Source organism: Solibacillus sp. FSL W7-1472 (assembly GCF_037969775.1).
GTDB lineage: Bacteria > Bacillota > Bacilli > Bacillales_A > Planococcaceae > Solibacillus > Solibacillus silvestris.
In genome coordinates this window covers 2,092,553-2,105,077 of the sequence record NZ_CP150208.1, presented here as the reverse complement: position 1 = coordinate 2,105,077, position 12,525 = coordinate 2,092,553, and the positions used below count along the sequence as shown (strand labels likewise).

The 12,525-nt window shown below is 35.6% G+C and carries 16 protein-coding genes and 1 tRNA gene; 14 read left to right on the top strand and 3 right to left on the bottom strand.

All coding sequences use genetic code 11. The features are described 5' to 3' along the window. Positions 1-265: 265 nt before the first annotated feature. A complete protein-coding gene (locus MKY07_RS10395; RefSeq protein WP_339261979.1) occupies positions 266-661 on the top strand; it encodes a hypothetical protein in 396 nt (131 codons plus the stop codon). A 16-nt stretch (positions 662-677) separates the two neighbouring features. Continuing rightward, positions 678-881, top strand: coding sequence for a tyrosine-type recombinase/integrase (locus tag MKY07_RS10390; protein ID WP_339261978.1), 204 nt, complete (start codon positions 678-680; stop codon positions 879-881). A 124-nt stretch (positions 882-1,005) separates the two neighbouring features. Here the strand turns inward: MKY07_RS10390 and MKY07_RS10385 are convergent. Together MKY07_RS10385 and MKY07_RS10380 are read right to left on the bottom strand one after the other, a co-directional pair. After that, positions 1,006-1,078 (bottom strand) — tRNA-Val (locus tag MKY07_RS10385). Between the two features lie 127 nt (positions 1,079-1,205). Next, on the bottom strand, positions 1,206-1,424 hold the full coding sequence (locus tag MKY07_RS10380) for a hypothetical protein (RefSeq protein ID WP_039966464.1): 219 nt from the start codon (positions 1,422-1,424) through the stop codon (positions 1,206-1,208). Between the two features lie 164 nt (positions 1,425-1,588). On the opposite strand from MKY07_RS10380, the gene MKY07_RS10375 reads away from it, so the two are divergent. From MKY07_RS10375 to MKY07_RS10330, 10 genes are all read left to right on the top strand, one after another. Then, positions 1,589-2,851 (top strand): M48 family metallopeptidase, encoded by a 1,263-nt coding sequence (locus MKY07_RS10375; RefSeq protein ID WP_339261976.1) that lies wholly within the window; start codon positions 1,589-1,591, stop codon positions 2,849-2,851. A gap of 89 nt (positions 2,852-2,940) precedes the next feature. Beyond that, positions 2,941-3,720 (top strand): GNAT family N-acetyltransferase, encoded by a 780-nt coding sequence (locus MKY07_RS10370; RefSeq protein WP_339261974.1) that lies wholly within the window; start codon positions 2,941-2,943, stop codon positions 3,718-3,720. A gap of 44 nt (positions 3,721-3,764) precedes the next feature. Further along, on the top strand, positions 3,765-4,124 hold the full coding sequence (locus tag MKY07_RS10365) for a DUF4440 domain-containing protein (RefSeq protein ID WP_339261973.1): 360 nt from the start codon (positions 3,765-3,767) through the stop codon (positions 4,122-4,124). 183 nt (positions 4,125-4,307) lie between these two features. Then, the gene (locus MKY07_RS10360) at positions 4,308-4,568 is read left to right on the top strand and encodes a DJ-1/PfpI family protein (protein WP_339261971.1); all 261 of its coding nucleotides are present in this window, start codon (positions 4,308-4,310) and stop codon (positions 4,566-4,568) included. Continuing rightward, on the top strand, positions 4,550-4,846 hold the full coding sequence (locus MKY07_RS10355; protein ID WP_339264639.1) for a DJ-1/PfpI family protein: 297 nt from the start codon (positions 4,550-4,552) through the stop codon (positions 4,844-4,846). Before MKY07_RS10360 ends, MKY07_RS10355 begins: the two co-directional genes overlap by 19 nt. A gap of 69 nt (positions 4,847-4,915) precedes the next feature. Beyond that, a complete protein-coding gene (locus tag MKY07_RS10350) occupies positions 4,916-5,515 on the top strand; it encodes a protein kinase (protein WP_339261969.1) in 600 nt (199 codons plus the stop codon). Positions 5,516-5,706: 191 nt separating this feature from the next. Further along, positions 5,707-7,437, top strand: coding sequence for a S41 family peptidase (locus MKY07_RS10345; RefSeq protein ID WP_339261967.1), 1,731 nt, complete (start codon positions 5,707-5,709; stop codon positions 7,435-7,437). A gap of 384 nt (positions 7,438-7,821) precedes the next feature. Beyond that, complete coding sequence (locus tag MKY07_RS10340) at positions 7,822-8,169, top strand: hypothetical protein (protein WP_339261965.1); 348 nt, start codon at positions 7,822-7,824, stop codon at positions 8,167-8,169. 62 nt (positions 8,170-8,231) lie between these two features. Further along, a complete protein-coding gene (locus tag MKY07_RS10335) occupies positions 8,232-8,642 on the top strand; it encodes an HIT domain-containing protein (protein ID WP_339261963.1) in 411 nt (136 codons plus the stop codon). 36 nt (positions 8,643-8,678) lie between these two features. Further along, complete coding sequence (locus MKY07_RS10330) at positions 8,679-9,248, top strand: AAA family ATPase (protein WP_014823710.1); 570 nt, start codon at positions 8,679-8,681, stop codon at positions 9,246-9,248. Between the two features lie 36 nt (positions 9,249-9,284). Here MKY07_RS10330 and MKY07_RS10325 read toward each other — a convergent pair whose 3' ends face one another. Further along, positions 9,285-9,968: a VOC family protein gene (locus MKY07_RS10325; protein WP_339261960.1), complete on the bottom strand. Its 684-nt coding sequence runs from the start codon at positions 9,966-9,968 to the stop codon at positions 9,285-9,287. 180 nt (positions 9,969-10,148) lie between these two features. Here MKY07_RS10325 and MKY07_RS10320 point away from each other — a divergent pair, with 180 nt between their 5' ends. Further along, positions 10,149-11,027, top strand: a complete 879-nt coding sequence (locus MKY07_RS10320) for an AraC family transcriptional regulator (protein ID WP_339261958.1) — start codon at positions 10,149-10,151, stop codon at positions 11,025-11,027. Between the two features lie 285 nt (positions 11,028-11,312). Next, the gene (locus MKY07_RS10315; protein WP_339261956.1) at positions 11,313-12,332 is read left to right on the top strand and encodes a serine hydrolase; all 1,020 of its coding nucleotides are present in this window, start codon (positions 11,313-11,315) and stop codon (positions 12,330-12,332) included. Positions 12,333-12,525 lie beyond the last annotated feature (193 nt).

The following is a 12,525-nucleotide window of genomic DNA, read 5'->3' as shown; positions in this document are numbered from 1 at the left end:
GGGTAGGGGTTACTATTACTTATTTAACAGGAATATTAGGTGTCATTTTCATTATCCTATCATTGAAAATAAGAGATGATAGTAAAAATGGTTTCTATTCCTATTCAATTAATTTACTTAGGACACTATGTATTTTAGCGTTAGGATTGGGTTTCTTATGGACCACTTTCTTAATTATAGCCGCAATGTCCGGTATGTAATTACAGTTATCCGGTGCATTTCACTAAAGACTGATAAATGGAATCACAAAGCGGGGTGCTTAAATATGCAGAAAAAAACAAAATTAATTTTTATCCTACTTTTTATTAGCTTTGTATTAAATTTTTATTTGGGGATTAGTAGTTTTATCAAAAATACATATACACCAAACTTAGAAGATCAAATCATTTTAGGAGAAATGACTAAAATGGTGCTGGAAAATGAACAATATCAGGAAATTGCTGCAAGGGAGAATGTTTATGCAATTAAACAAGGAGTAAGTCGATTTAATGTTGCTAATCCATCTTCTATTTTCCATTATGAAATAAATGTCCAAACAGAACAGCAAACTTATATTTTTTCCTGTACGGATAATTTATGTACGGGAGTTTCGAATGAAGGTTGGTCTTATTCAAGATATAGTGAAGAAAAACCGGTGCTACCATTTAAAAAGATTAACTAATGTAATACAGCGTTGAGTGACCGGATATTTATATCATGATATTCGGCACACACATGCATCTATCCTTATTTCAGAAGGTGTAGATATTGTTAAAATTTCAAAACGATTAGGTCACGCCAACCCTAAAATCACATTAGAGTTTTATGCACACCTATTACCGAATGCAGATAATGACATTGCAGACATTTTTCACAACGCTATCCAAAGTAACACTAAATAATTGGAAATAATCCTGCGGACAAATTGCGGACAAATCCAAAAAACCAGGTGTAAGAAAGAAAGTCTCTCAAAAAGGAAAAGCCCATAAACGTTGGTATATCAACGTTTATGGGCACTTGAAATAATGGTCTCGACAAGTCTCGAACTTGCGACCCCCACCTTGTCGAGGTGGTGCTCTCCCAACTGAGCTACAAGACCGTGATAAGAAACAGATAAAGTCATGTTCTTAACTGTTATTATAGCATTTACAGAGGGGGAGGTATATAGGGAACTGTTATATTTTTACTTTATTTTTAGAATAGTTACCCTAGTTTTCTCATGTTCCTCAACGTCTTTTCTTTTTATCGTCTTTCAATACAGCTTGATTTTTAATTATTTTTTCTAAGACGACATGCACATGATATTTACTTTCCTCGATTTGAACGACATTTAAAACTTTTCCTTTACGACCTTTAATTTTTATATCCTCGTCTACCTCAGGAATACGTTCTAGACACTGACTTAGGACAGGTGTTTTATTTTCCAAATAATGAACAGCAAACAACATGATTAAGCGCTCCTTGTTAATTCAATTTAAGATTGAGTCCAATTTATGAAGATTCCAAGATATATAGAACCGTCAAAAAAGGAGTATGACCAACTTGGCAGAAATGATTTCCGCATTTCAATAATAGGATATGGTAACGAATGAATTGAGGTGTAGAAGGAATGACAAAAAAATGGGGTTTACTGGCTGTTTTTGCATTTGGACTTTATGTTGTCGCAATGTATTTGTATTTTTTCCATGGACAAAATAGTGGGATTCCAGCCGCTCTTCAAGGAACGGCTGCAGATCCAAGCACTTTTCTTACAACGCAGGAGTTGCTATTAAGTGAAGAGTTATCAAAAGTAAGGAATTTCCTGTTCTTTATAACAACACCGCTGGAATGGCTTCTTTATTTCTTTATTTTGATTACGGGAATTTCACGTTTGTTCGAAAGTTGGAGTTCTGAACAATTTAAATGGTCTCTTTTCAGAACTTCGATGTATCTGTTTTTCCTGTCCTTGCTACTTTTCATCATCCAATTCCCACTGGATTATTTCCGCTATACGCTGAGTAAAAGCTATGGCATCAGTACGCAGATCTTTTCATCATGGATGCGGGAAAATGTAATTGATTTTTGGCTTGAGTTAGGAATGTCGGTAATCATGGTAGCGGTGCTTTATTGGCTCATCAGAAAAAGCCCGAAAAAATGGTGGCTCTATGCATGGGCTTTAACTGTACCGTTTTCAATTTTCCTCATGTTCATTCAGCCTGTCGTGATCGACCCGATCTACAATGATTTCTCACCATTAAAAGATAAAGAGTTAGAGACGAAAATTCTTTCTCTTGCAGAGCAGGCGAATATTCCATCTGAACATGTGTATGAAGTGAATATGTCGGAGAAAACGAATGCTTTAAATGCCTATGTAACAGGGATCGGTGAAAATTCCCGGATAGTGCTATGGGATACGACATTAAACCGATTAACGGATGATGAAATCCTCTTTATCATGGCACACGAGATGGGTCATTACTTATTGAAGGATATTTATATAAACATCGCAGTCTATCTATTTATGACACTTATTGGACTATGGCTAATCGCAAAGATTATGCCTTGGATGATACGACGTTATGGACCAGTTTTGAAAATTAAAGATATGGGCAATATGAACTCCTTGCCGTTGTTTTTATTGATTTCATCGTTTCTCGTTTTCTTCTCAAGCCCATTATCCAATGCGATTTCACGGTATCAGGAAATCCGGGCTGATGAATTTGCAATTGAACTTGTAGAAAATCCTGAGGCAGCGGTCTCATCATTTCAACAGTTGACGAAAGCCGGACTTAGTGAAGTTAACCCGCCAGCACTTGTCAAATGGTTCCGCTATACTCATCCGCCAATGTTAGAAAGGATCAATAAATTTGCCGAAGAAATTGAGGAAGATTAAACAAAAACATGTAAAATTGGTTTACAATATTTATAAGTTATTCAATTTTTTGCAATAAAAATATTTGATGTGTTGAAAGGAACTCGGCTATGGATAAAAACGAATGCATTGCACTTTTTCATAAAGAACTACGCCAAGAAGCTGTAACACCAGGTTTTAGAAGAGAAGAAACCGACCATGTTGTTCGTCATGTTTCAAAATATAACGAAAGCGGATTTATTTTAAGTTCTAATGTAAATGTAAGTTCTGCTAGGGAAGTGATTCGAAATGAGTTAACTTATTTCGGTAACCTTAAGCAGAGTTTTGAATGGAAAGTGTACAGTTATGACAAACCTGATAATTTGACTGAAATACTTAAACAAGAAGGATTTACGATCGATAATCCAGAAGCATTGATGGTCATGAAATTATCGGGAAGTCATCCTTTCCTTACAAATTTCGATTTACATGTAGTAAAGGAAATAACGGATGAACAAGGCATCCATGATGTTATTGCGCTAGAAGATGCTATCTGGAATGGATCCCATTCAGAGCTTGGAGAAAGACTTTGGAGAGACAAACAAAATAATCCTGACTCGCTCTATATTTATGGGGTTTATGACGACGGCCAGCTTGTAAGTGCTGCTTGGATGTACTTAGAGAATAATTCATCCTTTGCCAGCTTATGGGGTGGTTCAACGCTTCCAGGATTCCGAGGCAATGGTTATTATTCAAAACTATTGGCGGTTCGTGCACAAAAAGCTTATGAGAAGGGGTTTTCTTTCCTCACGGTTGATGCCAGTCCAATGAGTAAACCTATTCTTGAGAAGGCTGGTTTCAGTTGTCTTGCCTACTCATATGGGTGCCAATCACCTACTATTCCTGTTTAAGATAAGCGATTTACATTTCCAAGTACAGAAAAGGTGAATTGAAAGTGGAAAAAAAGTCAGCATTGGAAAAACTGTTATTTCAACTAGAAAACAAATTGTTGGCATCTGAAATTCGGACATCAAAAGAGGAGCTAACGAACTTACTTGCAGACAATTTTTTTGAATTTGGAAGCTCAGGGAAAGTATTGTACAAAGATGAGGAGATTAGCGAAACGACTCTTGGAATCGTACAAATGACAATGAGTGACTTTGAAATACATTTATTGTCTGAAGAAATCGTTCTAGCAACGTATCGGATTTATAATGAGGTAAACAAACAGCATTCATTGCGGAGTTCGATTTGGAAATTTGTCGATGGACAGTGGAAGATGCATTTTCATCAGGGAACAAAAATTTCTGGATAGTTTTCATGCGCTATTCTTTTTAAAGAATTAGCGCTTATTTTTTATTAAGCTATTTCAATTTCGATAATTTCATTAATAATGTTTATATATGTTAAGTGGTGATGCCGAAATAATAGCATACAACAAACGAAACAATCACGGGCGGTTCTATAAAAACGGGTCGGAAATAAGGAGGTAGCGATTGTGAAAAAAACAGCAGTAATTTTGTATCCGCAATTCAGTGAATATGAATTAAGTATAGCGTTGTCTATTTTAATGCAAGGAAACAAGACCATGGTTACTGTAGGGTTGGATAATCACTCCATAAGAGGTGAGTCTGGATTAACGTGTGTAGCTGACACAACAATTAGGGAAATTAGCATTGAGGAAATTGATAGTATCGTGATGCCGGGGTGTTTGGATATAAAAACGCTTCTTAATGAAGAATATTATTTGAATTTTTAAAGCAAACCGTTACGAAAGAGACAATCGTTGCAAGTATATCGAGTTCACCGTATCTATTGGCAAAAGCAGGTTTGCTGACAGGAAAGAAATATACTGTTGGGTTACCAATGGAAGCTATCGAAAAGTTATGTGTTTTTGATAAAGAAAAATACTGTGATGATCTTGTAGTACAGGATGGAAATATTATTACAGCAAGGGGGAGAGGATTTATTGAATTTGGGATTCGTTTAGGTAAAGCATTAAATCTCGAATTCGATGAAGGCTGGTATGAAGGATAATAGATCCATTCTTTAGAAGCAGCTGTAAACACGAGAACTAAATACATAGATGATTCGGGGATGAAGAAAATGAAGATTTCCACAGTAGTAGAACACATAGAAGATTTGCTTAAACAAGCTGAGATGATTGGAATCGGTTCAACAAGAAAAGTTTATCGTTTTGAAAACCTTGTAATTAAAACCTTTTTGCATCCTATTGGATATGCTCAAAGTAAAAATGAATATGATATGTATCAAACGTTGGGAATGAAGGGGTTAGAAAAGCAAATCGCGGCCATTCTTTATATGAATGATAAATATGTCATTCAGCCTTTTTATGAGCAACTTCCTTTAATCAATCACTGCTCATACGATATTGATTTGGAGACGGATTCAAGAATAACGGAAGATTTAAAAGCTGCACTCCATGTAATCGATCATGAATTGGATGGCTTTGATTTTAAAGATAGTGGAAATTACGGTTTGGATGAACAGGGACACCTTGTTTTAATTGACTATGGTATGACTAAAAAATTATATGAAGAACAATGGGTTATATTGGCTGAAGCCGGTAAACTCCCGCAAATCCGCTTTGAAAAATGTTGTGTATGTAATATTGAAAAGGAACTTCGGATGTATGGAGAAACTGACACGGATAACCGTTGTGTTTCTTGCGGGAAAGATTATTGAAAAGGGCATATGTACAATACTTAATTTTAGTTGAAGAGTTTGCAGTGTAAGGGAAATAAAAGCATAGAGTAGTTTACTTTTTACTTCGGTTTAATACTTAATTGTACAAAATGCAGGGGCGGGTGAGATACATCTGTGTTTTAGATGCAAAAGAAATGTCAGAAAAAATATAAGGATAACGGAGTGATTAGATGTACACCAAAACTGAGATTTTTAATGATATTGTTTCAATTTTAAAAAATGATTATGCAGGTTATGAAGACAAAAAGAAGTATAACTATCCAGAGCGTTATACTGTAACAAACAACATGGATGATGCAACATTCACTCAAACAATTCAAGAATATTTATATGGTTTTAAAGATGGCCACCTATCTTTCAGGAATAAAAAAAGTGAAGTGCCATTCCGTGGCTTTCGTGTACGTCGCTATGAAGATGCGCTATATGTTACAGATATTTTAGGAGAGCTGCACTTGCATGTTGGCGACAAAATAATAGCAATCGACGGTGATTCTATTAACCTTGCTGCTTCCCGTTACTCTACATATTTACAACACGACGTATTCGAGCGTCAAACATGGAATAACTTACTTCCATTTGTCGAGCATATTACATATGAGCGAGATGGTGAACAGTATGAGCTTGATTTATCGGAATATATTCGACCTGCTTATACGCCAATATATGATTTAAAGCAGCTTGATGAAAACACGGTTTATATTAAGCTGACGGACTTTGGCCAAAGCGAACCAATTCAAAAAATGATGGATGAACATGAAGCACTTTTAAGTTCCATTCAAAACATCATATTTGATGTACGTGTAAACTACGGTGGCAACGACCTTTTTTACTTTCCGCTAGTTGGCTATACAATTGATGAAACCGTTCATGCCTCACAAATCGTTCAACCTGATGAAGCAATGTATACAAATTATACAGCTAATAACTGTGATCTATGGATTGAATCATTATCAGATTACTTAAAGCAGCCGCTTGATGAAGCAACGATAGCTTTCCTTGAGAAGGAAATTCAAAAATTTAAAACAAATTACGGTATTGGCATGAAAAAAGTAGAAGACAATGAGGATTTTATTTTTGAGCCTAAAGGAAACGCTCAAAAGGTATTTATTCTTTCAGATGTAACATGCGGAAGCTCTGGTGAAACATTTATTAAAAATTTAAAATATTCACCAAAAGTCATAGTAATTGGCCGTCCTACAATGGGTATTCTTGATTACTTCAATGTCACAACTAAGAAGTATGGCAATTTTGAATTCAGCTACAGCATTTCAAAAATATCCGAAAAATATCATAACAATGCAACTGGGACATTACCACATATCCACATTCCATGGACGCCACAGCACTTAGTTGAAGACGTCGATTTAAATTATGCACTTAGTTTACGTGAGAGCGTACTATTAGAAGAAAGCATATCACCAAAAGAAATAGTTGATGTCCAGATGGAAATGCAGACATTCGACATGAGCAAATCGGACACGTGGACAGATGAGCAATGGGCAATATGGCGCGGTGATGAGTACATGTACGACGACGTTGGCATTAAGCTTTTATTACTTGATGACCAGGATCTTTTTATGAAAATTATGGGGATCAGTCATAATGAAATAACAGATGCAATGAATTTTAACTTTGATGTTGTAAATAAGATGCGCCAACCAATTGCTCTTCAGTTTATTGAATGGACGATAGAAGGTAAAACCTTTGATTTGTCTCATGAGCCATTCATTATCATTAATGCAAACAGTGAGGTTCCGCGGTTCCGTAAAAACATTATCCGGTCTTATAAAGATGACTGGCAGCATACAACTATCACAGTTAACCTATTACACGCAATTACCTTTAAACCTATAAGAACTTTACAATTCAGCATTCAAAAAGTGTTTACACAGTTATTTTAATTCCCTGAAAAATTCCAGATAAATTAAGGGCGTGATTCTATTTTAGTATCACGCCCTTTTTCATTAAAATAAGGGATATTGAAGATAATATTCTTTTAGGCATATTTAAATGAAGGCGCACGTTTCCTTGTTATAATTTCTAATATATTTGATTAACTATTAGGGGGGATTAAAATTACGACCAATTACTCGCCGCGGCTACTTTTATTAGTACTTGCTGGATTAACAATTATCAGTTTACCTTTCGTTAGGCTAATCTTTCCTGTTTTCTATGTCCAAACATTTTTGTATGATTCTTCAGCAATCGTGCTTTTTCCGAATGGTTTAAATTTCAACCTAGTTGTGGCTGCATGTTTATTATTATTTATTGGATTCATTATCCCGTTGATCAAACAAAACAAATTCACATATAGCCTATTAATTGTTTTTATTGCATGCGGGATCTTTGTTTTTTATTTATCGGTTTTAAGCTATACATATATAGGAAAAGAAAAAGTAGTTTCGCATAATTTGTTTGATGGAAAATCGTTTCAATGGACTGAAATCAAGGAAGTAGCGCTTGAATATTATGTCGACGACACGGGTAAATACGAAGAATACAATTTTATATCAAAAGACGGCAATTCTATTCGAATTCCTTTGAACAACCATTTCCTACAGGAAGATAAAAGCGAAATTTATCGAATAGCTAGACAAAACAATGTACTATTTATTGAACAGGAAAAGAATTAAGGCCGACTGTTTATTTAAATGAAAACCGTAAAATAATAATTATTGTCAGGAAGAGAATCTGAATGAAAGATTGTAAATTTTGTGATCTAGAATTAGAACCAACTCAAAAACTTATTTTAAGAAATGAATACTGTATGTTTCTGCAGTTGGAACAGGCACAACAGAAAGGAATTCGTCTTGAAGGTTCTGGCGTCATTATACCAATAGTACATAGAGCAACTCCATTTGACTTAACAGTAGAAGAATGGAATGCAACCTATGCACTTCTTCAAGATGTGAAAAACTACTTGGATGAAATGTATCAACCTCAAGGATATAATCTCGGATGGAATTGTGGAAAAATTGGGGGCCAGCATATATTTCATTCTCATCTTCATGTATTACCAAGGTATGCAGATGAACCGCTTGCAGGTAAAGGTATAAGATATATGTTTAAAAGTGAAGAGAATAAAAGGGAAACGGATATTAAATAAGTAATTATGCTAGTGCTTCTATTAAAGGGGTTACAAATGAAAAAATTAGTAATTATTACAGTGGGCAAAACCCATTCTGGAAAAACTACATTTGCACATGCTTTAGAGAAACATTTAAGTAGCTCGATTATAATTGACCAAGATAATCACGCGGGATTTTTAAATACTTTTTATAAAAAACTACTCCCGATTGAAGGGCCTAATACCCTCAAAACTTCTTTATCAAAGCTTATTGTCGATTATGCTAAAGAACATACTGATTTTCATTTTATTATTTCCAATTCGAATCGTAGTAGCAAAGCTCGAAAGTATTTACTAGAGGAAGTGTTCCCATCTGAATTTTTTGTTCGAATATTGGTTCACTTTGATATATCGGATGATGAACTTCATTCCAGAGTAAAACAAAGTCAAAGAAGTACAAATATATTTAGGGGATCAATTTCAAATTTTGAGGAACTGCTTTTTAAACAACAGGCAGAATCTCTAGGCGAAGATATTGTTGATCCAACAGTACATGAGGCCGACCATTTATTTATTATCAAGAATAAAGGCGATATCGATAATGTTATGGGAAATATTGTTCAGATTGCCCAAACGAGCTTGTAGAACCAAGCTCGTTTCCTTAAAAAGATTTCAAGCATTTCATCCACGATTCGAACTCACCAATTCCAGATTTTCATCAATTTTAACCAATACTCCATCCGATAATAATACCTCCATTGGGAAAACTTCAGCATTCTTATTTGAAAAGAACCATGTGCGGCCCTCATTTACGAATAACAGATAGGACGCATCTTTGCGTGCCCCCATAAATGTTAAACCTTCAGCCGCAATTTCTTTATGATCACGTTCAAAAATAGAAACTGCATGTAACGCCGAGACGGATTTTAACTTATCCTTTACAACAATACTCATCTCCGACATCTTTAGGAGGGATGAAGCCGAAAACGGTGCTGTACTTTGTTTTGCATCTGAAAGGCGACAAATAAATTCGACAATATTACCGGCCGGATCTTCAAAATAGATGGACTTTGCATCAATTCTTTCAAAGTAAACTTCATCATCACCCTGATTTTTTGATAAAGTTACTTTTTCTTTTGCCCATTTTTTCGCTTCTTCAAATTGATTTGACGGGATATCGAAAGCAAAATGATAAAATGGTATTTCGTTCAAGGAAGCCTCAATGAAAGTGACCGTTGTTTTTCCAACATTCATTGTAAAGCGGTCCGAGTCTTCTGAAATTAGAGGGAATTGGAACTTATTTAAATAAAATTGTTTTGTTGCATCGTAGTTAGACGCATACATCGTAACATGTTTAATATTCATAACATTTTCCTTCTCTCAATCTGTGATAACTTTAAATTATCATGTTTTCGTCATTTACGAATCGTTAAATAGACTGAATTTTCCACTGATGTTTATGTTAAAATATGGATGATGAACTTTAGCAAGAATTATCAAATAAAATTTCTCTTCATTCGTTATGATAATTTTGAGGTGAGCAAGATGTATTACAGTGAAGTAACCCAAAGAGTTATTGCATTTATTGAAAGTAATTTAACTGAAGAAATTCAGTTGGATAGTTTCCCGTCAGTTATTGGATACTCAAAATACCATTTGTTGCGTATTTTTAAGCAGGAGACAGGGAAGTCAATCGGTGAATATATCCGTGAGCGGCGTTTAGCTACCGCTGCAATACTTCTTTTGCAGTCAAATGAATCATTATTAACGATTGCCTTCTTATTTCATTTTCAATCGCAGGAAGCATTTACTAGAACATTTAAAGAAATTTACTCCTTGCCACCCGGAAAATATCGGAAGCTTATGCAAGCTGTAAGAATGATGGAGGAGGAAAAAGAAATGAATGATAGTCAAGAGATTAAAGGATGGAGTTTAAGTGGATCTAACCCTGAATTATATGAAGTGACGGTAGATTCAAATGTTTTTCATACAGGTACAAAATCCGGAATGCTCTACTCAAAGGGTGAAGTTAATGCGCAGCACGTCGCTACAATGATGCAAGGCTTCCAAGCACATGACTATAAGGGAAAACGAATAAAGCTTTCATGTTTCCTAAAAACAGAGAATGTATTTAAATGTGGGGCTTGGCTCCGGATTGATAATGGCATGGGAGATACGATTCAATTTGATAATATGGACAACCGGTCAATAAAGGAAACGTCAGATTGGAACCACTATTCAATCGTATTAGATGTTCCTGAAGATAGTTCTTCCATTTACTTTGGTGTTTTGCTTATTGGGCAAGGGAAGGTTTGGGCGGATGGCTTCCGTTTTGAGGAAGTAACGAAAAAAGTACCGACAACGAATATGCTTGATATCGAACATTTGCCTGAACATCCAAGTAATTTGGATTTTAGTGAGTAATACAAATCAATGACGCATCTCCTGAGTTATGGGAATGCGTTTTTTAACATGAAAATAGCAAACAATAAATAATAGGGGGATAGGAATCGAGTGTAATACTCTGGTTATATGAGAGAGACAGGCCTTCAGCAATTAATTGTTAAAGTCAGTCCTTTTTTATTGCTTAAAAAACTTCGGGGTATGTTAAAATTGAATTGCCAAGTTTTGTTATTCCGAAAATCTCATTCGGAATAAATTAGTTACCCAGTTTTTATCTATAATCACTCAAAATTAAAGGGGATCAAGATGAAAATGCATTTAATAAATGAAAAAGTAACTGCAATTATGAAAGAGATTGACTTTTCAGGTAATGTTTTAGTAAAACGAAATAATGAATTATTACAGCATTACAGTAACGGTTTTTCGAATCGTACACATCATACTTTAAATAATGAGCAAACGCGATTCGGTATCGCTTCCGGGTGCAAAATCTTTACAGCAGTAGCGATATGTCAGCTTGTAGAGAAGGAGCAGCTTACATTTGAATCGAAGTTATCCGATGTTTTGGACATGCCGTTTCCCCATTTCGACGAGGGAATCACTATCCACCATCTGTTAACACATACTGCGGGGATACCGGATTATTTTGACGAAGAAGTAATGAAGGACTTTGCGGATTTATGGGTGAATCAGCCGATGTATCTAATGCGAAACGGCCATAATTTTTTGCCGTTGTTCCAGCATGAACCGATGAAGTTGGCAGTAGGTGAACGCTTTCATTATAATAATGCGGGCTATATACTGCTCGGTCTTATCGTCGAACAGGTGAGCGGCAAGGGCTTTGATGAGTATGTGACGGAACACGTATTCAAGCGTGCAGGTATGGAGCAGTCAGGCTACTTTGAACTGGATGCCCTACCTTCAAATACGGCACTCGGCTATATTGATGAGGAAGACGGTTCTTGGAAATCAAATATTTACTCTGTTCCCGTAAAAGGCGGTGCAGACGGCGGAGCATTTGTCACAGTGGATGATATGCATCATTTTTGGCAAGCATTGATGAAGTTTGAGCTTTTAAATCCAGAGATGACACAGCAATTATTAACGCCATATATTCATACAGATGACGACTATGACCGATTTTACGGCTACGGGGTATGGATTGATAAACGGGATGATATTATATCAAAATACCATGTGATGGGCTATGACCCGGGCGTGAGCTTCCACTCAGCATTTTATCCGGAAAATGGTGTGACGAGTGTCGTTTGTTCAAATAAGAGTGAAGGCGCTTTTGATGTATTCAAGGAACTTGAGAAGCTTTAGAGGGGAAACCAACTAGCATCTACTAGTTGGTTTTTATTATGAGGTTCGAATGTTTAGACGTTGGTTTTCTAATATCTAGCACTGATCTTCTAATAAATCGTAAAAAGTTCTAATATATTGCTGAGCTTCTAATATAATCGATCAATGTTCTAATAAACTATTCCACTGTTCAAATATCCTCCGTAGATTTTCT

What these genes read in the sequence shown, in the direction of transcription:
- MKY07_RS10395 (WP_339261979.1), top strand. Translation starts at nt 266, where the DNA reads ATGCAGAAAAAAACAAAATTAATTTTTATCCTACTTTTTATTAGCTTT.
- MKY07_RS10375 (WP_339261976.1), top strand. Translation starts at nt 1,589, where the DNA reads ATGACAAAAAAATGGGGTTTACTGGCTGTTTTTGCATTTGGACTTTAT.
- MKY07_RS10370 (WP_339261974.1), top strand. Translation starts at nt 2,941, where the DNA reads ATGGATAAAAACGAATGCATTGCACTTTTTCATAAAGAACTACGCCAA.
- MKY07_RS10350 (WP_339261969.1), top strand. Translation starts at nt 4,916, where the DNA reads ATGAAGATTTCCACAGTAGTAGAACACATAGAAGATTTGCTTAAACAA.
- MKY07_RS10345 (WP_339261967.1), top strand. Translation starts at nt 5,707, where the DNA reads ATGTACACCAAAACTGAGATTTTTAATGATATTGTTTCAATTTTAAAA.
- MKY07_RS10335 (WP_339261963.1), top strand. Translation starts at nt 8,232, where the DNA reads ATGAAAGATTGTAAATTTTGTGATCTAGAATTAGAACCAACTCAAAAA.
- MKY07_RS10330 (WP_014823710.1), top strand. Translation starts at nt 8,679, where the DNA reads ATGAAAAAATTAGTAATTATTACAGTGGGCAAAACCCATTCTGGAAAA.
- MKY07_RS10325 (WP_339261960.1), bottom strand. Translation starts at nt 9,968, where the DNA reads ATGAATATTAAACATGTTACGATGTATGCGTCTAACTACGATGCAACA.
- MKY07_RS10320 (WP_339261958.1), top strand. Translation starts at nt 10,149, where the DNA reads ATGTATTACAGTGAAGTAACCCAAAGAGTTATTGCATTTATTGAAAGT.
- MKY07_RS10315 (WP_339261956.1), top strand. Translation starts at nt 11,313, where the DNA reads ATGAAAATGCATTTAATAAATGAAAAAGTAACTGCAATTATGAAAGAG.